This window comes from Bartonella sp. AA56HLJMS (assembly GCF_042197145.1).
GTDB lineage: Bacteria > Pseudomonadota > Alphaproteobacteria > Rhizobiales > Rhizobiaceae > Bartonella.
In genome coordinates, this window is record NZ_JBHIRL010000002.1 from 32,489 (window position 1) to 56,406 (window position 23,918).

The 23,918-nt window shown below is 35.7% G+C and carries 20 protein-coding genes; 4 read left to right on the plus strand and 16 right to left on the minus strand.

Annotated elements, in window-relative coordinates:
• Window positions 1–42: 42 nt before the first annotated feature.
• The 6 genes from ACFINI_RS01545 to tpiA all read right to left on the minus strand — a co-directional run bounded on the left by ACFINI_RS01545 (window position 43) and on the right by tpiA (window position 5,837).
• Window positions 43–450, minus strand: coding sequence for an NINE protein (locus ACFINI_RS01545; RefSeq protein WP_375645461.1), 408 nt, complete (start codon window positions 448–450; stop codon window positions 43–45).
• Between the two features lie 112 nt (window positions 451–562).
• On the minus strand, window positions 563–1,834 hold the full coding sequence (eno, locus tag ACFINI_RS01550) for a phosphopyruvate hydratase (protein WP_375620762.1): 1,272 nt from the start codon (window positions 1,832–1,834) through the stop codon (window positions 563–565).
• A 71-nt stretch (window positions 1,835–1,905) separates the two neighbouring features.
• The gene (kdsA, locus tag ACFINI_RS01555; protein WP_273791141.1) at window positions 1,906–2,742 is read right to left on the minus strand and encodes a 3-deoxy-8-phosphooctulonate synthase; all 837 of its coding nucleotides are present in this window, start codon (window positions 2,740–2,742) and stop codon (window positions 1,906–1,908) included.
• Window positions 2,743–2,778: 36 nt separating this feature from the next.
• Window positions 2,779–4,407 carry a CTP synthase gene (locus ACFINI_RS01560; protein ID WP_375611264.1) on the minus strand — a complete coding sequence of 543 codons (1,629 nt, stop codon included), beginning with the start codon at window positions 4,405–4,407 and terminating at the stop codon, window positions 2,779–2,781.
• 130 nt (window positions 4,408–4,537) lie between these two features.
• Window positions 4,538–4,990, minus strand: coding sequence for a preprotein translocase subunit SecG (gene secG / locus ACFINI_RS01565; protein WP_375638112.1), 453 nt, complete (start codon window positions 4,988–4,990; stop codon window positions 4,538–4,540).
• Between the two features lie 82 nt (window positions 4,991–5,072).
• Complete coding sequence (gene tpiA, locus ACFINI_RS01570; RefSeq protein ID WP_375620758.1) at window positions 5,073–5,837, minus strand: triose-phosphate isomerase; 765 nt, start codon at window positions 5,835–5,837, stop codon at window positions 5,073–5,075.
• Between the two features lie 154 nt (window positions 5,838–5,991).
• On the opposite strand from tpiA, the gene ACFINI_RS01575 reads away from it, so the two are divergent.
• A complete protein-coding gene (locus ACFINI_RS01575) occupies window positions 5,992–7,881 on the plus strand; it encodes a peptidyl-prolyl cis-trans isomerase (RefSeq protein WP_375645462.1) in 1,890 nt (629 codons plus the stop codon).
• Between the two features lie 912 nt (window positions 7,882–8,793).
• Here ACFINI_RS01575 and ACFINI_RS01580 read toward each other — a convergent pair.
• The 9 genes from ACFINI_RS01580 to tatA all read right to left on the minus strand — a co-directional run bounded on the left by ACFINI_RS01580 (window position 8,794) and on the right by tatA (window position 17,563).
• Window positions 8,794–9,654, minus strand: coding sequence for a phytoene/squalene synthase family protein (locus ACFINI_RS01580; RefSeq protein ID WP_375645463.1), 861 nt, complete (start codon window positions 9,652–9,654; stop codon window positions 8,794–8,796).
• Between the two features lie 878 nt (window positions 9,655–10,532).
• Window positions 10,533–10,919, minus strand: coding sequence for an Mth938-like domain-containing protein (locus tag ACFINI_RS01585; protein ID WP_375611259.1), 387 nt, complete (start codon window positions 10,917–10,919; stop codon window positions 10,533–10,535).
• Window positions 10,920–11,381: 462 nt separating this feature from the next.
• Entirely contained in the window at window positions 11,382–11,834 is a 453-nt protein-coding gene (gene yajC / locus ACFINI_RS01590; RefSeq protein WP_375628961.1) for a preprotein translocase subunit YajC, read from the minus strand.
• Between the two features lie 685 nt (window positions 11,835–12,519).
• Window positions 12,520–13,698, minus strand: a complete 1,179-nt coding sequence (locus ACFINI_RS01595; RefSeq protein ID WP_375645464.1) for a peptidoglycan DD-metalloendopeptidase family protein — start codon at window positions 13,696–13,698, stop codon at window positions 12,520–12,522.
• Between the two features lie 155 nt (window positions 13,699–13,853).
• On the minus strand, window positions 13,854–14,513 hold the full coding sequence (locus ACFINI_RS01600) for a protein-L-isoaspartate(D-aspartate) O-methyltransferase (RefSeq protein ID WP_375645536.1): 660 nt from the start codon (window positions 14,511–14,513) through the stop codon (window positions 13,854–13,856).
• A gap of 133 nt (window positions 14,514–14,646) precedes the next feature.
• Window positions 14,647–15,924: a serine--tRNA ligase gene (serS, locus tag ACFINI_RS01605; RefSeq protein WP_375645465.1), complete on the minus strand. Its 1,278-nt coding sequence runs from the start codon at window positions 15,922–15,924 to the stop codon at window positions 14,647–14,649.
• A 61-nt stretch (window positions 15,925–15,985) separates the two neighbouring features.
• Window positions 15,986–16,768 (minus strand): twin-arginine translocase subunit TatC, encoded by a 783-nt coding sequence (gene tatC / locus ACFINI_RS01610; RefSeq protein WP_375622173.1) that lies wholly within the window; start codon window positions 16,766–16,768, stop codon window positions 15,986–15,988.
• The gene (locus ACFINI_RS01615; RefSeq protein ID WP_375622174.1) at window positions 16,765–17,205 is read right to left on the minus strand and encodes a twin-arginine translocase subunit TatB; all 441 of its coding nucleotides are present in this window, start codon (window positions 17,203–17,205) and stop codon (window positions 16,765–16,767) included. The genes tatC and ACFINI_RS01615 overlap by 4 nt, the downstream gene beginning before the upstream one ends.
• Window positions 17,206–17,260: 55 nt before the next feature.
• Complete coding sequence (gene tatA, locus ACFINI_RS01620) at window positions 17,261–17,563, minus strand: twin-arginine translocase TatA/TatE family subunit (protein WP_375612915.1); 303 nt, start codon at window positions 17,561–17,563, stop codon at window positions 17,261–17,263.
• 1,632 nt (window positions 17,564–19,195) lie between these two features.
• On the opposite strand from tatA, the gene ACFINI_RS01625 reads away from it, so the two are divergent.
• From ACFINI_RS01625 to pgsA, 3 genes are all read left to right on the plus strand, one after another.
• Window positions 19,196–20,059: a 23S rRNA (adenine(2030)-N(6))-methyltransferase RlmJ gene (locus ACFINI_RS01625; RefSeq protein ID WP_375645466.1), complete on the plus strand. Its 864-nt coding sequence runs from the start codon at window positions 19,196–19,198 to the stop codon at window positions 20,057–20,059.
• Between the two features lie 392 nt (window positions 20,060–20,451).
• Window positions 20,452–22,431: an excinuclease ABC subunit UvrC gene (gene uvrC, locus ACFINI_RS01630; protein WP_375645467.1), complete on the plus strand. Its 1,980-nt coding sequence runs from the start codon at window positions 20,452–20,454 to the stop codon at window positions 22,429–22,431.
• A 72-nt stretch (window positions 22,432–22,503) separates the two neighbouring features.
• Complete coding sequence (pgsA, locus tag ACFINI_RS01635) at window positions 22,504–23,085, plus strand: CDP-diacylglycerol--glycerol-3-phosphate 3-phosphatidyltransferase (RefSeq protein WP_273723320.1); 582 nt, start codon at window positions 22,504–22,506, stop codon at window positions 23,083–23,085.
• 330 nt (window positions 23,086–23,415) lie between these two features.
• Here pgsA and ndk read toward each other — a convergent pair whose 3' ends face one another.
• On the minus strand, window positions 23,416–23,838 hold the full coding sequence (ndk, locus tag ACFINI_RS01640) for a nucleoside-diphosphate kinase (RefSeq protein WP_375645468.1): 423 nt from the start codon (window positions 23,836–23,838) through the stop codon (window positions 23,416–23,418).
• Window positions 23,839–23,918: the final 80 nt, after the last annotated feature.

The following is a 23,918-nucleotide window of genomic DNA, read 5'->3' on the forward strand; positions in this document are numbered from 1 at the left end:
AAATAAAAAGCGGGCTAAATTACCTTTTTTATTATAAGATTTTCACAAATCTGTAATCTGATTCCCATCTTTATCAGTAAATTTTCCAGCAACAATGAGTATAAAATCAACAATTGCCCAAATACCGGTAATTATCAATCCAAACAATGATAAAGATAAAACGAGCATTAAAGTACCCGTCCGAACTCTCCCAACCATAAAGCGATGAACACCAAAGATACCTGCAACCCAACAAAGCAGTGCGAACATTATCTTTGTGTTATCTGTACCTGATCTCAACAATGGAAAAACAGAACTGACAACACCCCCTTCATAGACAAAATCAACCGCATCACCAATCCTTGGTGGTTTCTTTCCCAACCAATCCCAAGTCGCAAACTGATAACGCTTACCGTCATCACCCGAAACGAGATACATTCCTTGATCTTGAGTAATAATCACACCTCTCATCTTAATCCCTATAAATTTAAATACCTATAAAATTACTATGCATATGCCTTTGATAAGAAATCTCAATTTCATAATCTAAATGATCTTATATTTTCATATTTTTTGCTCACAACTATACACGATATAAATCACCAGCATAATGCGCTTGGGCTCCTAGCATTTCTTCAATACGAATAAGTTGATTGTATTTTGCTAATCTATCCGAACGTGCAAGAGAACCTGTTTTAATTTGTCCACAATTCGTTGCAACAGCAAGATCTGCAATGAAAGAATCCTCTGTCTCGCCTGAACGATGAGATATAATGGCACGATAACCTGCTTTATGTGCTACTTCTACAGCATCGAGTGTTTCACTCAATGTACCAATTTGATTAACTTTTATGAGAATAGAATTGCCTACCCCCATTTTGATACCATCACGCAAACGTGCTGAATTCGTTACAAACAAATCATCGCCAACAAGCTGACATTTTTCTCCAATTGTGTCAGTAAGTAGCTTCCAACCTTCCCAATCATCCTCTGCCATTCCATCTTCAATTGTAATAATAGGATAATTTTTCACAAGATGCGCTAAATAATCTACCTGCTCTTGGATGTCTCGGCATTTCCCCTCACCTTTATAAAAATACGAACCATTTTTATAAAATTCGGTTGAAGCACAGTCTAAACCAATGGCAATTTGTTCACCTGGTTTATAACCACATATCATGATAGATTCCATAATAAAATCAATTGCTTGATCAGCACTTTTAAATTGAGGAGCAAAACCACCTTCATCACCAACATTGGTATTATAACCCGCATCTTTTAAACGCTTTTTCAATGCATGGAAAATCTCAGCGCCATAACGGATAGCTTCTCTTACAGTAGGAGCTCCTATAGGGATAATCATAAACTCTTGAAAATCAATCAAATTATCAGCATGAACGCCACCATTAATAATATTCATCATGGGGGTTGGAAGAATATGCGCTTGTGTACCACCAATATAACGATACAAAGGTAAATTTAATGAATCCGCAGCTGCTTTTGCAACAGCTAATGAAACACCAAGAAGTGCATTGGCACCAAGACGGGCTTTGTTTGGCGTTCCATCCAAAGCAATCATTGCTTGATCAATAGCAATTTGATTTGTTGCATCCCGCCCACCAAGTTCTTCAAGAATTTCGCCATTAACTGCAGCAACCGCTTTTTCAACACCTTTCCCTTGATAGCGCAAACCACCATCACGAAGCTCTATAGCCTCGTGTGCTCCTGTTGAAGCTCCCGAAGGAACCAGAGCGCGACCAAAAGCTCCATTCTCCAAATGAACATCAACTTCTACCGTTGGATTACCACGGCTATCAAGAACTTCACGCCCAATGATATCGACAATTATAGTCATATGTGTTTCCTTATCCAATAAAAGTCTCGATTCATTTATAATGCCCTATTAATGAAATATTTTTTCTCTTCTCAGCTCAACTTTTTTGACAGATAATCAAATTCCATTAAAGTCTCAAGCAATCTTTGTAAATCATCAACTTTAACCATATTAGGTCCATCAGAAGGTGCATTATCTGGATCTTGATGTGTTTCTAAAAAAATACCAGCTACCCCAACAGAGACAGCTGCACGCGCTAAAATTTCAACAAATTGACGCTGCCCACCAGATGAAGCCCCTTGCCCCCCAGGTTCTTGAACAGAATGCGTTGCATCAAAAATAACAGGAGCACCAAATGAACGTAAAATAGGCAACGAACGCATATCAGAAATAAGTCGGTTGTAACCAAATGACGTGCCTCGCTCACAAAGCATAACATTCGGATTACCACTGTAAACAACCTTTTTTAAAACATTCTCCATGTCCCACGGCGCTAAAAACTGACCTTTTTTAATGTTAATAACACATTCTGTTTTGGCGGCTGCTACCAAAAGATCTGTTTGACGACATAAAAAAGCCGGTATTTGTAAAATATCAACTGTAGAAGAAACAATTGTACATTGCTCTTCTGTATGCACATCAGTTAATATAGGACAATTAAACTCTTTTTTTAAATCAGAAAAAATGGACATTGCTTTTTCAAGACCAATACCACGTGCCGCCCCCAAAGAGGTTCTGTTGGCTTTATCGTAACTTGATTTATAAACAAACCCGATACCAAGCTGATCGGTAATTGTTTTAATACGACCAGCCATTTCAAAAGCATGATCACGACTTTCCATCTGACACGGCCCTGCAATTAATGAAAGAGGCATTTCATTTGAAAAAATCATATTTCCAACTTTCACACGGGCATTTGGTTTAGTCATTTTATCCCTCAAAAGCAAAGTAACCCAATTTATGCATTAAACTAATCGACTTTGTTCTACAGCAGCTTCAATAAAAGAAGAAAAAAGCGGATGTGGATCAAAAGGACGGGATTTTAATTCTGGATGATATTGAACACCAATAAACCATGGATGATCTACATATTCTATCGTTTCTGGTAAAATACCATCAGGAGACATCCCAGAAAAAATCAAACCACACTGTTCTAACTTATCCTTATAATCAATATTGACCTCATAACGATGACGATGTCGCTCGACAATCTTGGTCACCCCATAAATTTGAGCAATATGACTCTCTTCTTTTAATTCAGCAGCAAAAGCACCAAGGCGCATCGAACCGCCGAGATCACCATTTCTTGTACGTTTTTCAAGGACGTCTCCTTTAAGCCATTCTGTCATTAAACCTACAATTGGATTGTCTGTTTCGCAAAACTCACTCGATGAAGCATTCTCAATCTGTGCAATATTGCGCGCAGCTTCTATACAAGCTAATTGCATCCCAAAACAAATCCCTAAAAATGGAACTTTACGCTCTCGCGCAAATTGAATTGCTCGAATCTTCCCTTCTGCCCCTCGTGCCCCAAAAGCACCTGGAACCAAAATTCCATGGGCTTTTTGTAAAGCTGAAACAGAATCTTCTTTTTCAAAAAGCTCCGAATCAATCCACTCAATATTAACCTTCACTCTATTCGCTAAACCACCATGCGCAATCGCTTCAATAAGAGATTTATAAGCATCCTTTAAGCCCGTATATTTTCCCACAACAGCAATCGTAACTTCTCCTTCAGGATGGTGAATACGATGCGTAATATCTTCCCAACGATCCATCTTGGGGGAAGGTGCCGAATCGATTCCAAAAGCGCAAAGAACTTCAGAGTCCAAACCCTCCTTATGGTATGCCATAGGAACATCATAAATTGTTGGCATATCTAATGCCTGAATGACTGCATTGGAGCGAACATTGCAAAAAAGTGATAATTTGCACCGTTCTGTTTCTGGAATAGATCGATCTGCACGTACAAGCAAAATATCAGGAGAAATACCAACTGCTTGCAATTCTTTGACAGAATGTTGTGTTGGTTTCGTTTTTAATTCACCTGCTGAAGGAATATAAGGCATTAATGTGAGATGGACATAAACGACATTTTGTCTCGGTAGCTCATTGCGAAGCTGACGAATCGCTTCTAGAAAAGGCATTGCTTCAATATCACCAACCGTTCCACCTATCTCACACAAAACAAAATCAAATTCTTCATTTCCCATCGTAATGAATCTCTTAATTTCATCCGTAACATGAGGAATAACTTGGACTGTTGCCCCCAAATAATCACCACGCCGCTCTCGTTCAATGATATTGCGATAAATACGCCCTGTTGTAATATTATCTTGGCTATTTGCAGAACGCCCAGTAAAACGCTCATAATGACCAAGATCAAGATCCGTTTCTGCACCATCATCGGTCACAAATACTTCACCATGTTGATAAGGTGACATCGTACCTGGATCAACATTTAAATAAGGATCAAGTTTGCGAAGACGTACGCGATAGCCACGAGCCTGTAATAACGCTGCTAACGCCGCCGCTGCGATGCCTTTTCCAAGGGAAGAAACCACACCACCAGTAATAAAAACATAACGTGCCATGGGCTTATGGTGATAAGCAATTTATAATGATTTTTCCAGCAAAAAATGCAAAAAGAAACAATTTTCCTTCTAAAATAAAAAAGGCGAAAAAAAATCACCTTTTTTAAAAAGTCTATGTTTTCTTAAAAAACTATTTTGTACTGTTATCGGGAACTGTATTTTCAAGAACCTGAGGAACTGGACTTTCTACTTCAGGATTTGTGGACTGTTTCTGTTCCTGCGAAGAATTCGAAGTGCCTCCTAGCTGTTCAAGAATAGAAGGGGAAGACTCACCATCTGATGATGGGACTGATCCTGAGTCTTTATTGGTAGAATTCTGCTCTGAATTAACCGGTATACGCTTTAAAATATCAGAACTAGAATTTGATATATTACTCACCACGGTAAGTCCAATAGATACAACAAAAAAACAACAGGCTAAAATAGCAGTCAAACGTGTTAAAGGGTTTCGAGATCCACGAGTTTTCATCAACCCTGAGCTATTACTCACACCTAACCCACCACCTTCTGAAGGTTGAATTAATATAATACCAACCAAAGTAATCACAATCAAAAAATGAATAACTATAAGTACTGTTTGCATAAACTCTGCTCTTTAAATAACTCTTTAATAGCTATTTACACATAAATAACGCACAATCCAAGGGGAAACTCAAATTTCTCTGCTATAGTTTACGACAAACATCGCAAATAGTTAAAAAATCAATCGCTTTTAAGCTTGCTCCACCTATCAAAGCACCATTAACATGAGCAATGCTTAAAAGCTCAAATGCATTGGATGGTTTTACGGATCCACCATAAAGCAAACGTATCTTATTGCCTTCATCACCAAAACGAGAGCGCACCCTATCACGAATGAAATGATGTACTTTTGCAATATCTTCTGGAGTCGCTGTATTGCCGGTGCCTATCGCCCAAACTGGTTCATAAGCGATAATGGTATTCTCTGCTGTTGCATCATCTGGGAGAGATTCTTCAAGCTGCTGCGTGAGAATATCCAGTACTTTATTATTATTACGCTCCTCCAATGTTTCACCAATACATACAAGAGCCACAAGACCTGCTCGCCACGCAGCTTGCACTTTGGCACAGACAATCGCATCATTTTCCTGGTACACTGTACGACGTTCTGAATGCCCAATAATAACATGACTTGCTCCCGCTTCTTTAAGCATAAAAGCTGAAATATCTCCAGTATAAGGACCATGATCATCAAAGTGACAATTTTGTCCTCCCAAAAGGAGATTTTCACCATTCAGCGTATTAGAAGCACGCGATAAAAGCGTTGCTGGAACACAAATAAGCGCCTCAAAAAGATGACCTAGATCAGAGCTAACGCCTGTAGCAATAGCACGCAACTCTCCAAGCGATTCACTCGTTCCATTCATTTTCCAATTTCCAGCAAGAAAAGGCCGAATATTTGGAGACATATTTTCACCTCAAGAGCTTTTACAATACATTGTTTATCTGTAGTTACCAAATTATAAAATGAAAGCAAGTCTTTAAAGCTTGCATCTTTCATCTCTTTATTGCAAATTCCATTACAGCTTTGATAATAACTCATATTAAAAATGGACTTGAACAATGCTTGACATCATAAGAAATGCTACAAATTCTTGGATTTTTAGAATTTTCCTTGCTATTTTACTCTTATGCTTCATTCTTTTATGGGGGGTACCGCAGTTACACAAAAAAAGTGAAAGAGATCTTATTACTTCTGGAAAGTCCACAGTAACTGTCGATGATTATCGTCTTGCACTCGCCGATCAAAGCGCACGTTTAGCATATGCTGCTCATCTTGGACGAATGTTTACAACAAATGAAATGCAGCAATACCAAATTCCTGCTTTTGTATTTAATCAATTACAACAAAATGTACTGCTTGATGAACAAGCACGTAAAATGAAAATAAGTCTTTCAAAAGATACAATAGCTCATACGATTGGTTCTGATAAGATGTTCCAGGTAAATGGCACTTTTGATAAAAACTTGTTTTATAACTATCTTCAGCATTTACGTATTAGTGAAAGTGCTTTTCTTAATTATTACACCAAACAAGAAAAGCGTAATCAGCTTATTGCTGCTTTACTTTCTGATATGAAGGCACCAAATCTCTTTTATAAAGCACTTGCTCTTTATCAAGGAGAAATGCGTATTGCTGATTATCTCGTTATTGATCTAAAAGAAAAGAAAACAATTGCTGATCCTGATTACGAAACATTACAAAAATGGTTTGAAACACATCAAAGTCAATTTCGTGCTCCAGAATACCGTACTGTCTCTTTGCTATCTATGGAACTTAATGATTTTGTAAAACCTAAAGATATCTCAACAGATGAGGCGAAAGCCTATTATACACAAAATGCTTCACGTTTTGTAACGCCTGAAAAGCGTACATTCGAAGAACTGCGATTCCCCTCACGCGAAGAAGCCGATAATGCAGCAAAAAAAATAGCTGACGGATTGAGTTTTGATGAACTGGTAAAAGCTGAAAAAAAGACTCTTAATGACATAAAAAAAGGTCCTCTCGCAGAAAACGAACTTCCTAATCATCTGACATCTGAAATTTTTGAACTTCAACAAGGCCAAATCAGTCCTGTGATAAATGACTTACAGGGACCTGTTCTCATTCGCGTTACGCATATTGAACCTTCAAGCTCTCTTCCTTTTGAAAGTGTAGAAGAAAATATTCGCCAAATACTTGCCAAAAATCGTGCTACTGATGATATCCGTAACAATTATGCTGCCATTGAAAATGCTCGTTTTGAGGGTGCTTCTCTCAAAGAGTTAGCTGACCAATACAAGTTATCTTTGCGCACAATTACTATTGATAAAACGGGAAAAACGCTTGAAGGTGCAATACTCACGGATTTACCTCAAAAAGATATTTTACTGAATGCCATCTATCAATCAAACGAAGGAGTCGATCTTGATCCTCTCTCTTTTCAAAATGGTGGATATCTCTGGTACAAGGTCGATAAAATTATTCCTGCCCGTGATAAGACACTTGAAGAGGCTAAGCTAGATGTTCTTTCTCAATGGAAAAATGAGGAAATCCAACGTCTTCTTGATGAAAAAGCCCAAAATGCTCTCAAACAGCTCACGGAAGGAAAAAGTCTTGTTGCTCTTGCTCATACCCTTGGTGTTACAAAACAAACAACACCAACCCTCCGGCGTCAAGACGCATCTGAAACCCTTGGCGTTGAAGGGATTAAAGCATTATTTGCTGCTCCCAAAGGTCATTATGGCATCATAAAAGGTCCGGTTGCAACAAACCGTATCATTTATCAAATAAAGACTGTAACCATGCCTAAAGATATCACGTCTCATAATCTTTCAACTGAGGTCCGCGCCAATATAGATATGATGATAAGAGAAGATCTCAAGCTAGAAATGCTACAAGTTGCCAATAAAGAACATCCTTTGGAAATTAATAGCACAAATTATAATCAGATCTTTAACGCTCTCCAATAAAAAGATTGTGCATAATTTTAAGAACTTATTGATAAAGTTTTCATCAGCTCTTCGTCTATAGTTGAAGAGGTAAGACGGGTTTCTTGTCTGCATATCTTAGGATCAGCGTTTGTATAATGATTCATTTTCTCGCAAAACAGTGCATGTATGGATTTGCGAGAAAATAGTCAATGGAATGTAGAATCGTTTTTGCAATGCATTAAAAAACATTATCCATCCAAAGGTTGTAAAGGTTGCCGCCCATTAAGCTATAAATATCATCCCTATCGTCATTCATTTATAGCTCATCATATTGCTACTCTTAATATTCATTCATAGGGAGCGTATTGCTTCTTCTTTAAATGATTTCATTTACACATCCAACTTATAATAGATAAAAAAACTATTTTTAAAATTCATTATAAAAATGGAGAAATCTTTTTCTATTCAAGACTCTCATTCAATATGAGAAAAAACGAATTATCATTATAAATCAATATATTCATCAATCATAACAGTCATCAATTATGATGTTATAATTTCTCAAAAATAAGAGTTTTTTATAGACTTATAAACTGCTAAGATAACTTCTCTCATAAAATAGAAATTTTATTTCATTTGCAAATGAGATACAATCAATACATTCAGAGTACTTAAAAGTTCTTCTTCAAACAAACCAATGTATTAAGATTTATCTCATGTTTTTCTTTCTCTGCATCTCACCCATCCAATACTCTGAATAAAACATATTACTGATGAAGAAATACAGCGTATTTTCAAGATCATAAAATTTCTTATTCTTTTGCGTTCATAACAACCAAAACATCAACATTTTTTATAACAAAAAAATGGTTTGGAATCACAATAGCTCCTTTTATCTTCATATGAAAAAATCAGTCTACATGTTACGCATTCCAACGTAGTAATATTTTTTTACAATATCTTTGGAAAATTGCCGCTTATTGCTGCCCTTGTTATCAACCAATAGCGATACATCAATGGCAAAGTTGCGCTCTCTTGAAAAATTGCTGCCCCCAGCTGTATAGCTTTTTGAAGAGAAGCCGGTACAATGACCAATGGAAGAAAAGCTGGCTTAAGAACTCTCGGTAAAATACAAGAATACTCGTAAAATTGGGTATAATGATCGCGCGATAATGCTACCATAGCTTCAACAATACAACCCTTTTGTTGATCACTGAGACGATGAGATTCCAAATCTTCCCTATTCACTCCTACAGCCTTTAATATATCAGTGGGTAAATAATATTGATATCGTGATTGCATGAATGATAAAAGACGCAATACACCGCTTAATCCTTGAGAAATCCCTCCGTGTTCATAGATATCTGTAAACTCTTGTGCAGTTTCAGGATCTAATATCTGACAAGAAAGCTGTAAAATTATGCCTGCTGTCTCACCACAATAATGCTCTAGATCATGAAGTGTTTCTATTGGATTGTGATAAAGATCTAAAATTTGCGCATCACAATAACGTAAAAAAGCTGCCTTAGGTAAATTAAAAAGAGTGATTGCTTTTAATAAATCATTCAAAATCGGATTGTTTCCACTCGTTTGCATTTCACCATGAGCAATAGCATCATACCACCAACGTAACCGTATTTCTCCTATGAGTGGATCATGTACACTTTCGCGGATACGAGAAACTTCAGCATTAAATACATAAAGAGCAGCCAATGCTTGGCGCTTTTTTTTAGGTGCAAATAAAACCGATATATAGCGATCACGATCTATGGTACGTAAAATATCAAGACAATAAGGAAGAGAGCCTATCATTCTATGAACCTATTAACGTCCCTTTTTTAGCAATTAAATTAATACCCTCTTTTTATTCATATTAAAAAATGAAGGATAAGCAAATACAGTTCAGAAAATAAGATTTTTAAATGTGTCTCTTAACTGTATTATGAATTAAAATTTCTTTTCTAGTCCCTTTTCGTTTTAGAAAGAAAAAAATTAAATAAATAATTTTTCTGATAAAACTTATCTTATCGGACTTCAAGTTTTCATTTGCAATAAAAAAGCTAAAAACCAATCGTAACATGCATAGTAAAACTTGAACAACAAACAATGCAAGACACTTTTTCAGTGGATAGATGACAATGTTATTTTATAAAAAATGCACTGATCACAAAAACTTCATCAAATCATTGACCTCCTCCCCATCCTAAAAGACAAAGGTTCTTACCAACACCAATTTCTAAAAAATCCAATTGCTCTCGGTACGTTTCTGTTACTATAAACGCATTGATTTATAATGATAATTTTGTGTTTTGTATGTTAAATTAGAATCCCAAATATCGTAGATATGCTTTCATTTCAAACCAATTCCATGTTACATCAATAAAAACTATTCCCTTGCACGTCACAAGCGGAACTGGCTTGTAGGTAAAAACTGTATAAGAAAGAATTAAAATGCCTCTTATGAACCGTCTTAAGTGCCAAGAGCTGATCACTCATGTGATTCATTAGGAACTATGAGCAAACTTTGTCCTGAATACTTGCTGCTGTATTTAAAAAACACTTAATGTGTTAAGTTATGTATATTCTATACCCTTATATCACCGCCTTAAACGACAGTATTTTACAGCGCAGAAAATAATCACACAAGTCTTTCATGCTAGACCAGAGCCTTTGTTTTATTAAACAATACTCTATTCTACCGCAAATAATAACGCCGCAACAGCGCGATCTTCAGCCAATAAAACATTAAATGTACGCACCGCCGCTCCCGTACTCATTGTATCTGATGAAATACGTTTTTCCCATAAAAGCACCCGTAACTCTTCAGGTAATCGTAATAATTCAATTCCAGTACCTATTAATAAAACTTCGATTTCAGAAGCTTCTTCTAAAATACGAGATATATCCCTTTGAGTGGGAACAGGCCCTGCCATCTCAATGCCATAAATACCTGATGGTACACAAATAATAGAACCTCTATGAGACATATCAGCAAAACGAAACCCACCATTTCCATAAGCATCAATAGGTGCGCGACTTGGAAAATGTGCTTCACGAATTTGAATTGCATCGAACATGAATATGCACCTTTTATTTTTGAATAATCCAATTGTCTTTGCTTCTTCTCATCATAAAAATTAAAATAAGGCTGATATAAACATTGATATGTTAAACATAGCCTAGTATTGAAGTAAAAATTTTTATATAATGCCCTAATCTTCTCATACAACAAATATATGAAAATTTGGGAATAAACCGCGGTAAAATGCTATACCTGCTTAAATAAATCTATCTTTTAAAAAGTTTCCTCAGCTTATTTACTCACAAATTGCTTTTTATAAAAACAATGATCTTGTTTAAAAAACAGAAAAAAATTGCGTAATATTCTATAAATAAAACAACTATTTTAATAATCTAAAGAAAACAAAAACTCCATTTTCTGTAGCCACTATAAAAGCCTCTTTTTCAATGAAATTGTCTTGATCTTGCCAAGCTTTTTATAAAAATGCTTAAAAAATGTAATAAACTGCCATTACACCTTAAGATGCATTTTCCTTTGATATAGCTTTTTTCTCTTCAGAGATACTCATATCTTCTTTCGTTGTCGTTTTAGATTTAGACTTTTGTGGTCTTTTTGCTTTAGCATTAAGTTTTGATTTTTTTTCTGCAACCGGCTCACCTTTAACGCGCACATCAGCTAATGTTGAGCGAATAACACGAATATTCATACTCTCACCAATTTCAACCTCTAATTCACCACTCTCGTCGTGAACCTTCGTAACCTTGCCGATAATACCACCACCCGTTATAACTGTATCACCACGACGTACTGCATTAAGCATTTCTTGGCGTTTTTTCATTTGGGCACGCTGTGGACGAATGATAAAAAAATACATAATTGCAAAAATTAAAATGAATGGGACAGCGCTAGCAAATGAAATTCCACCGGAAACATCGCCTGCAACTTGAGCATAAGCGTTCGTAATAAACATTTTTATCTCCTATAGTTAAACCTCAGGTATTTCCCACTCTATTAAAATGAAATTCCGATACAGAAAAAATTCCTAAAGAATTTATCATAAAAAGCAATAACTACATAATCTAATCACAGCTTTACAAAAATACAATAAATCCTTAAGAGGCAGAATACCAAAATACAATGAGAAAAATCTTAAAAAATAGATTCACTTTCCCCTATTGTATATCCTACAATACAAATCTTTTCACTAACTCAATAAATTATACAAGATAATTTTTCTAATGAACAAACTTAATTTATATAGATAATTTATCGTTTTTGATATCAAATGACAGATCTAAATACAATAAAACGCTCTCATTTCAAACCTTCTGAATTAATCAAAACGATTTTCTTGCACGTCACACATATTAAATGAGCCTGTAGATAAAAACTTTTTAAGAAAGGCGTGAAAATATCTTTTTCATGCTTCTCTCAAATGCAAGAGCAATTGGAACACTCAAAGCTGACAAATAGTATGATACTATTGTCTTACACTTTCATAAATACAAAGATGGTAATATCTAACGACCCCAACGAACTACTTTTCTAAAACCAATGATTTTTTGCTGCTATGTTATTGATTTAAGAAAATCAATTGTTTTTCATGAATTTTCTATAAACTGTAAGACTATTCAAATGTAAAAGTCATCAATAAATTAGTTTTCTAAATATTTAAGGGGATCAACAGGTAATGAATTCTTACGCATCTCAAAATAGACACGTGGCGTTTTAACATTTCCTGAAACACCAGATTTAGCAATCTCATCACCGCGTCTTATCCTTTGTCCTTTGTTAACAACAAGCTTACTATTACATCCATAAATAGTGATAATATCATTTTCATGTCGAATCATCACAACATTACCAAGCTCTTTTAGTCCATCTCCCGCATAAATAACCACACCATTTTCTGCCGCCTTTACCGAAGACCCTTCAGGCACTGCAATATCTATTCCTCGATTCATTACTGTTCCCTTTTTTTGACCGAACTGGCTTAATAAACGCCCTCGTACTGGCCAACGCATCTTAGAAATTCCTGTGGCTTGCGGAGTCGTCATATTATCTGTATTCGTAACAGTACTTGACAAACCAGTCTCATGTTTCAATTGCGTCATCTGTTTAGAAAAATTTTTCTCAGAACTTGATTTGTTCATCTTTGCAGAGGGTGGCGTTGTTACAGGAGCTTTATATATAGGAGAGGACTTCTTGTTTTTTATAGAGGACATCACAGATTGGGATGTAGATTCTGTTGTTGACACTGCCCAATCGTTATTATTGTGTGCATTTGAAGCTGCTAATGTACGCCTGCTTGGAACAACAAGGACCTGACCGATATAAATGGAATTGCTGTTTATACCATTTGCTAATTTTAATGCCTCAACACTAACCCCTACTTGTCGTGCAATACTGAGCAGTGTATCTCCACTCTGGACAATATAAGAATTCCGCCGAAAAATAGGAGATTTATCCATTTGTGAACGAGAAAGTGTTCCAAGATTACGTGGAGGGGAGCCCATAACGCGACCATCAGAAGAAGTTATCCTATCTTGATGTGGAAAATTATAGGGGGAATTATCATCTCCCCACGAATCATCACTTGATTCCACAGGTGGCAATTCAGTGCTTTGTATCATACCACTACCGTATGATAGCATGCGCGGGTCTGTATACATAGTGCTTGATATATTTGATTGAGATGATACCGTACGATGAGAGAACGTATTGGAAAAACGCTGTGTACCAGAACTACAACCAGCAACAATAGTTACCACCGCTAACAAAGTTATTCTCTGAAAATTATGCTGGAAAATATTATCCAAAGCTTTTAGACACATCGTTTTGCTCACTCATCAATAATCAACTCACTCCATTAAAGCTTTTTTAAATTACCGAAGAGTTAAAATGAGATGTTTTATTCATAAATATCTTTATATAAGATCAAAATGAATTTAACGTAGATAATTTGAAGAAACTTCTTAGCTTTTAAAAATTAAAGTATCTCCGCAATGCCTTTAATAAAAGGTTGGTAACGCACTTGGAACAGTTCTAAACACTCAAATCGACTACCAATTTTTGTATAGCGCGTCACCGTTTGTACCCCTTCGTCAGGTCCTATCGCCTGAATGAGAATTCCATTTTCAGCTAAAAGTTCTAAAAATTCCTTTGGTTCATCAAAACGTGATGGCCAAATAAGAATGCGATCAAATGATCCTAAGCCTGTCACGCTATGACTTCCATCAATCTGCCGTATAACAATATTTTCAATTCCTAAAGTTTGAAATTTTTGGCGTGCTAAATCAACAAGCGTTTTATAACGATCAATCGTTGTCACACGGTCACTCAGACATGCCATAAGAGCAGTACAAAAACCAGATCCTGTACCAATTTCTAAGACACGATGCCTTTTTTTCAACGATAATGCCGAAAGAATTAAGAGTTGTTCTTCCAAACGTTCCATATATTCACCACACTCAAGGGGAATAACTTTATTATCATAAGCACTATTGAACCAAGGAGTAGCAACAAACTGTTGACGCGGAATTTTCTCTAATGCCGAAAAAAATCGCACGTCATCAATGCCTTTGCTACGCATTTTCAGTACAAGAGCGGCTAACTCCTCACGAAATTGTAAAATACCCTTTTGCCCCATAGTATCATTCAATCTCCAATGGAGGTGCACTTTTATCATACTGACAAACTGCTTCTTTTAAAAAGGCAAAAACTTGCATCTGTGTATCATCACCTCTTGGCAATAAACGCATATTGTCTCTCCTTTCGTAAAATTAAGCAGTAATACAGCGCATGCCTCCCATATAAGGTTGTAAAACATCTGGAATAATAATTGATCCATCAGCCTGTTGATAATTTTCAAGTACGGCAATAAGACAACGTCCAACAGCCGTACCAGAACCATTAAGGCTATGAACAAAATGTAATTTTTTATCGCCGTCTTTACGATAGCGCGCATTCATACGACGACCTTGAAAATCTCCACAAACTGAACAGCTAGAAATTTCACGATAACATTCTTGACCAGGAAGCCAAACCTCGATGTCATAGGTTTTACGCGCTGCAAACCCCATATCACCCGTAGAAAGAACCACTGTGCGAAAAGGCAAACCAAGCCGTTTTAATATATCTTCTGCACATTCCGTCATACGTTCCAATTCAATTAAAGACTGCTCTTCACTGGTAATCGAGACCATTTCAACTTTCCAAAATTGATGCTGACGCAACATACCGCGCGTATCACGACCGGCTGCTCCCGCCTCTGAACGAAAACAGGGAGATAAAGAAGAAAATCGCAGTGGTAAATCTGATATTTCAAAAATTTCATCGTTGACCAAATTGGTTAATGGCACTTCTGCTGTGGAAATAAGCCATCGACCATCTGTTGTACGAAAAAGGTCTTCAGCAAATTTCGGTAATTGTGCTGCTCCGTAAACAATCTCATCACGAACAAGAAGAGGTACTGAGACTTCTGTGTAACCATTCTCATTGACATGCACATCAAGCATAAACTGGCCTAATGCTCGTTCTAGCCGTGCTAATGCCCCTGAAAGTACTGTAAAACGTGTTCCAGACAAACGACTAGCTCGTTCAAAATTCATCTGTTTGAGATCTTGACCAAGATCAAAATGTTCCTTTGGTGTAAAATTAAATGTTGGAGGTGTACCAAAATGTCGAATGACGACATTATCACTTTCATCTTTACCTTCTGGAACATCATCTAATGGAATATTTGGAAGTGCTGAAAGAATTTTCTCAAGACTCTCCGTCAGCTGTTTTTCTTCCACTGTTGCAGAGGAAAGAAAAGCTTTAATCTCTTCAACTTCAGCTCTAAGACGTTCAGCCATTTGCTGATCCGATACCGCTAAAGCCTGTCCTATTTCCTTTGAAACAGCATTGCGACGTTCCTGCGCCAATTGCACCTTAGCAATATGCGACCGACGTGCAAGATCAAGTTGTATTAACTTTTCAGCTTGTGGCTCAAGACCTCTACTTACGAGTGCTTTATCTAATTTCTCAGGATTGTCACGAATCCACTTAATATCAAGCATAAAAATTCCTCATTTATATTGTTTTTATTCATTCCTTATCGCATAAGATTATACACTTTTCTTAAGCGGATTTTCTTCTCTTTTCTATACTGTAAGCAATTAAAATTGAAATCTCGTAAAGTGCTATCGTTGGTAAAGCCACTGCAAACATCGTAAAAAAATCCGACGGCGTTATGATTGCCGCAATAATAAAAGAGAGCAAAATAGCCCATTTTCGTTTAGACGCCAAATCATGAGACGTTACAAATCCAATTTTTGTTAAAAGACTGATGACAAGAGGTAATTGAAAAATCAAACCAAAAATTAGGATAAACGATGTCATAAAGCCCAAATAATCAGAAATACGCACTATAAACTCTATTTTTAAATGAACATCTGGAAGAAATTGTTGAGAAAGGCTAAACCATAGTATTATTGGCGCTAATAGACCATAAACAAACGCTCCCCCAATACAAAATAAAATAGGCCCCCCAATGAGAAATGGTAAAAAAGCCATACGCTCTTTTTTATAAAGCCCTGGTGCAATAAAACTATAAAACTGAAAAGCCGTATAGGGAAAAGATAAAATAATTCCCCCAAAAACAGAAAGCTTCATCTTCGTTAAAAAAGTTTCCCATACTTGCGTTGATTGCAAACGAATCCCCTCAGGATTACCCTCTGCTATTTTCATTGCCCACTGATATGGCCATAGTAAAAAATTTAAAATATAATCTTTAACAAGAAAACACATCATAAAAGCGATCATAAATGCAACCAAGACAGAAATAATTCGCTGACGAAGTTCAATTAAATGTTCTAAAAGTGGCGCCATATTAGCATCAACTTCATCTTTTTTTACATTCATGACACATCTTCTTTTTCTTTATCTTTAGGAGAAACAAAAATGTTTTCAGAATGATGAGCAGCTATAGAAACTGTCATATCTTTCTTGATTACCTTTTGATCACATTCCAAAATTTCTTTATCTTTTTTTGATTTATGGTGTGTTTCCTTAACATCCCAATTATCGTGGATATCCTCTAATATATTTTGAGTGGGATCAAAAGTTTCTGCCAACTTCTTGCTTGAATCGTTAATATCCGAACATATTTTTTGCAAATCATCGCGCTCGATTTGTTTTATTACATCATCAAACTGGTGACGAAATTCATTTGCTGTTGAATACACATACGCTCTTATCTTTGCTATTGTCTTTAATATTTTAGGTAAATCTTTTGGTCCAACGACAATGATGAGAACAAGTAAGATTACGATAAACTCTGGTCCGTCAATCCCAAACATCTCTTAATTCGACTTTCTCATCAAAAAATATTGCACAATGATGATTGCGTTTTTGTTACTGTTTTTTAGCAACAGATGTTTTGCTTTTTTTAGAAGCAGAAGAAACCTTTCTGCGCGCTGTTGCATGTTTTACCGATAACGGCTGAGATTGTTGAGATTCTACATCAATCATTTGGGAAGTAGGAGCCATTTCAACTTTATCCTCAATGCTATCATCTTCTTCTTTCATATTTTTTTTGAAGGCTTTAATTCCTTTAGCAACATCGCCCATTAATTCAGAAATTTTACCGCGACCGAAAAGCACAAAGATAATCAATAAAATTATGATTAAATGCGTTGGTGAAAAAATATTACCCATTACTCTCTCTAACTTTATGCTTTTAAATTTGATTTCATTTATTCATGCTTCCTCTGAAGAATGTATCAAATATAATATCTTACTTATATATTTTCTTCTTAACTTAAAAGCAATTACACGCTTTTATTGCAAAAAGAACTTTTTATCCTCTCATCCTTTTTTAGCGTATTATAACACAAACCATTCAAAAATGATAAACCACTTCATACAAAGTTCAAAGCACTTAAAAACTTTTCTAAAATAACTTCATCTGATCTCTTAGGTTACTCATCTTCCTGTAAATACTATAGCCAATGTCTTTCCTTTTACACAATGTTTTACGTATCATTACAAACATTTCCGTCAAATTATCCTTTACTGATAAAGATCATAACATGTTGTAAAACACTTTACGTATTCAATTAAAAAATTCAGAAAGAAAAATCTCTAAAAAACTTTCTTAACACATCATCAGTCTCTTCAAAAACTATCATCTTACGCACAACATTTATTCTTTGCGTTGGGGTAGGAATTTTATCATTCATTATTCTATGTACAATACGAAATATGAGCCATCATCGCATTCAATTAAATATCTGGCGTGTAAATAAAAACTATTAGCAGAAAGAGTAAAAATGCACTTTATGAACCAGCTCAAGTGCCAAGAGATATGGCAATACTGCTAAAAAATAAAAATGGTACCAGCTTGCGCCTTATTCAGTAAAATACCTCCATATAACCGTCTCTCTGAGCCGCTGAATGCCATAACTATTACAAGTCTCCGGATTCTGGGCATGCGTTCTCATAATATCATGTGCTTAACCTATCCCAGTATTGAAAACAAAATGAGCATGAATAGAAAATTACATTCAATCAAAAGCATGGCATCGAAGCATAATCCATGTAAAAAGAATTTCTTATCCTAGCCTTTTTTATAAGATTACCTTATAAAGCCGCTCAATAATACAGTGTTAGAGATAAATAAACCTATTTACTTTAGTTTAAAAAACTCATTTTATTGAGATAGCTTACAGAGCACATATCAATTTTCAAAAGTTTTATTTTAGCATCATACACAATAACTAAGCCTTTTAGCGTGTATAATGTAAAGCTTTGGCTCCGCTTAAAGCAATGAGATTCATTCATACTTTTACAAAAATATACCACTATAATACCAGCACTTTATTGCTCTATTCATAATTTTACGCTCGTAAAAAAACTGATCAATGTAACAATGTTTTTATCAAGAATTTGAAATTCTTTAATCTTTAAACAAAATGAATTTGAAAGATACCCTTCAATTTTTCAACAAACTTCACTAATATTCTCGTTAATTGAGTGTTTTTTATAGTTTTCCTGAAAGAGTCCGCGGTCATAAAAAAATTCTCTTACAACATAAATATCTCTATTGAAATGTTTGATCTCTTCTTGTCTATCTTTCATACAAAAAAATTAAAATTTTAACGATTAATCTCATTATATAAAAATAGCTCTGTGAATAAATGCTCTGATGACATTAATATTTTTTTCTGTAGTGTATAATGTGGGAGTGAGGGTATTGTTTGATTTCTACAAGAGTGTTTTTATGGATATCAATTCTATTATTCTATGCTAATAATCCGGTACAGTTATACATATGATAGAGTTTACTCCATGAATTATCGGCATATTTATCATGCTGGCAATTTTGCTGATGTTTTTAAACACATTATTGTCACTCGCATTGTAGAATATCTCAAACGCAAAGAAAAAGCTTTTCGCGTTATAGATACGCATGCTGGAATCGGTATTTATGACCTTTCTTCTTTAGAAGCACATAAAACAGGAGAGTGGCGCGAAGGTGTCCAACGACTTTTTTCTACTCCTATCCCAGAAGATTTAAGAACACTCCTTTGTCCATGGTGTGACATCATTGATGCCCTCAATAAAGGAGAAAAAGAAATTATGTTTTATCCTGGATCTCCTGTTCTTATTCGTCAATTATTACGGAAACAAGATCGCCTCACCGCAATAGAATTGCACAATGAAGATTATCATATTTTAGCAAAAAACTTTGCAGGAGATTATCAGACAAAAGTTCTGCATTTAGATGGTTGGCTTTCCTTAAATGCTCATGTACCACCAAAAGAAAAACGTGGCTTTATCCTTGTTGACCCTCCCTTTGAAAAAGCTGGAGAGTTTTCCCGCCTTATTGAGGGATTAACGAAAGCCTATCGTCGCTTTTCTGGAGGAATCTACGCTTTATGGTATCCTGTTAAATATGACAAAGAAATTGAAAGTTTTCTTCACGCGCTTTATCAAACCGGAATTCCTAAGATTCTACAACTTGAAATGCGTATCCGAAAAAGTTCAAGTCCACCGACAATGAATGGAAGTGGTATGATTATTATTAACCCTCCCTACCTTTTGGAAGAAGAAATGAAAAAACTCAGCCCCTTTCTTATCAACCGTCTGGGACAAGATGAAAATGCCCAAATAACGCATAAGTGGCTTCAAAAAGAACATCTATTATTTTAGATCTTTCTCTGATATTTTTCCTAAATCAAATATCATGTTGTAAAATACAAAGGCATTAAATGATAAAGTTCTTTGATTCTTTGGATAATATCAACATATTATAATGGTAAGCTAATAACGATCAGCGTGAATTGTTTTTTTAGAAAGCCTATCCTCTTAATCATCATGGATTTCTTATTTCAATCATTTTAATGGATAAATTGGGCAAATTCATAAAGCTGTCTTAGAATAACAACTCTCATATTTTTTATGAAAGATCGGCTCTCTAAAATCATACTCTTATGTTATAAGATATTATTTATAGAAAAAAATTATAAAGACATAAATAATCATTATTTAATAAAAAAGAATATTTCATATATTAAATAAACAACATATTTGTAATAAACGGAATGGTCCTGAAAAATAATACAAATTGTCCGCAAAATGAACGGGAAAAACTTTCTTTTCTCTCTAATATTACATGGCATAATGCTAATCAAAGCAATGAGAAAAATCAATTCCAAGGTATCAAGTTCATACAAGAGTTTGTTAGACACCTTCCGCATAAGCCAGGGGTTTACCGGATGATTGGTGAAAATGGTGATATTCTCTATGTTGGCAAAGCCCGTAATCTCAAAAAACGTGTTTCAAACTATACACGTGAACAAGGACACAATAATCGTATTACCCGCATGATTCGTGCAACATATCATATGGAATTTATCGTCACCCATACAGAAACAGAAGCACTCCTTTTAGAAGCCAATCTCATCAAAAGATTGCATCCGCATTTTAATGTACTCCTGCGTGATGATAAAAGTTTCCCTTATATTATGATTACAGATGATCATCGAGTGCCTGCACTTTACAAACATCGTGGTGCTCGAATACGAAAAGCTCACTATTTTGGTCCTTTTGCTTCTGCTGGTGCAGTGACACAAACAGTTCATGTTTTACAACGCGCCTTTTTATTACGAACCTGTACTGATTCAGTTTTTGAAAACCGTACACGCCCCTGTTTGCTTTATCAAATTAAGCGATGTTCTGCACCTTGTACTCATGAAATTAGTGACAGTGATTATAAAGAACTGGTGAAAGGAGCAAAAGCGTTCCTTTCGGGAAAAGATCAATCTATTAAAAGCGATATGGTTCAAGCTATGCATAAAGCCGCAGAAAATCTTGATTTTGAACAAGCAGCTTCCTATCGTGACCGCTTATCAGCCCTTTCTCACATACAAAGCCATCAAGGTATTAATCCTCAAACGATAAAAGAAGCGGATGTATTTGCAATTGCGCAAAAAGAAGGAATGACCTGTATTCAAGTGTTCTTTTTTCGCATGGGGCAAAATTGGGGAAACCGTGCCTATTTTCCTAAAGCAGATCCCTCTTTTTCCCGCACTGAAATTTTAGCGAGTTTTCTTGCCCAATTTTACGATGATAAACCACTTCCTAAAAGCATCCTTTTATCTGAAGAAATTGAAGAAAAAACACTTCTTACAGAGGCATTTAGTCTCAAAGCAAATCACAAAGTGTCCCTCTCTTTACCTAAACAAGGTGAACGAAAAACTCTTGTTAATCGTGCCTATCTCAATGCTCATGAAGCACTTGAACATAAGCTTTCTGAAACAGCCACCCATACAAAATTGCTTCAAGGTCTTGCTAAAACATTCCAACTACCTGTTCCTCCACGCCGGATAGAAGTCTATGACAATTCTCATATCATGGGAACAAATGCTGTAGGGGCTATGATTGTTGCTGGTCAAATGGGATTTATTAAAAATCAATATCGAAAATTCAACATTCGCTCAACAGATATCACGCCTGGCGATGATTTTGGCATGATGAAAGAAGTGATTAAACGAAGATTTTCACGCCTTATCAAAGAGTATGATCTGCCAAATAGAAGTCATGACATAAAAGATGATGATCTTTTTCCCATTTGGCCTGACCTTATCTTAATCGATGGTGGTGAAGGACAAATCAACAGCGTACATGCAATACTTGCTGAATTACAATTAAATGATCTCTTCACAGTTGTTGGAATCGCCAAAGGTGTTGACCGTCATGCGGGACGTGAACGATTTTTTATAAAAGGTATCCCCCCCTTTACACTTCCTCCACGTGATCCTATCCTCTATTTTTTGCAACGTCTGCGTGATGAAGCACACCGTTTTGCGATTGGAACTCATAGGATAAAACGAAAAAAAGCAACATTCAAAAACCCACTTGATGAAATCGAAAATATTGGTCCGACAAGAAAGCGTGCATTGCTTCATCATTTTGGAAGTGCCAAAGCTGTTGCTAGTGCCTCATTTGAAGATTTAAAAAAAGTTACGGGAATTTCTATGACAATTGCACAAAAAATTCATAACCATTTTCATGAAAAATAGGCTTGTTTCATAACCTTCGCCTTGTTACGTTAAGGAAATATATTCTCTTTCACAAGAATTAAAAATGGCTCCATGAAAAATCATACTTTTTCTTTTCCAAATATTTTAACTTATGCACGAATTGTTGCAGTCCCAATGGTTGTTGCATGCTTTTTTTTAGAAGGGCGGCTACAATCAAGTGATATCACTCGCTGGATTGCTGTTTCCATTTTTATCGTTGCATCCATTACTGACTTTCTTGATGGTTACCTTGCTCGTATTTGGGAACAAACATCCAATATTGGTCGCATGTTAGATCCAATTGCCGATAAACTTCTCGTCTCTGCTTGTTTGCTCTTGCTTGCCGCAGACAGTACCATCGCTGGGTGGACACTATGGGCAGCTATTATCATTCTTTGCAGAGAAATTCTTGTATCAGGATTACGTGAATATTTGGCTGAGTTAAAAGTTAGTGTTCCTGTCTCTCGTCTTGCAAAATGGAAAACTTTTGTACAAATGATCGCTATTGTATTTCTTTTAGCTGGACCAGCCGGTAATAAAATTTTCCCTTACACAGTAGAGTTTGGCATTACTATGCTGTGGATTTCTGCCCTCCTTACATTGTGGACAGGGTGGGATTATTTTCGTGCAGGTTTAAAACACGTTATCCTATGAAGAGTATGGAGATTTATAATGATAATTTATCTTTTTGTACTTAAATAAGAGATAAGAATAGCATAAGATTGATTTATTTTTATTAATGATAAATCAATCAAGCACTTTTTTGCACATTACAAGTAAGGGTAGCGTGTAGATAAAAACCCTTCAGAAAAGAGTAAATAGGCTTTATATTTTCGTAAAAGCAGCTGCAATATTAAAAGCTAAAAAAATGATTAATGGCTCCATATGCTTTCAAAAAAATCTATAACCTCATAAGCAAAAAACCGAAACATAGTGTTTCGGATTTTTGCTTCTTATATACGCTTTATTATTATAAACGCTTTATTAACCAACAATTTCTACCTCAGGAAACCAAAAGGCGATTTCTGTTTTTGCCGTTTCAGCACTATCGGATCCATGGACAGAATTTTCGCCAATCGATAAAGCATGAACCTTACGAATTGTCCCTTCTTCTGCATCACTAGGATTCGTAGCCCCCATTACTTCACGGTTTTTAGCTATTGCATTTTCACCTTCCAAAACTTGTACAACGGTTGGACCAGAAGACATCAATTCAACCAATTCACTAAAAAAAGGACGTTCTTTATGAACAGCATAAAATTTTTCAGCCTCACGTCTGCTCATCCAGACACGTTTAGACGCAATAACACGTAGCTCCGCATCCTCAAGCATTTTAGTAATTGCGCCAGTCAAATTACGACGGGTTGCGTCTGGTTTAATCATCGAAAAAGTACGCTCTAAAGCCATTTAACCACCTTTATTTCATTGATAATACTCTCTAGCCATTCCTATAGCGAGCAAGGAACCCTTTGCCAAGTGGCTCTGCA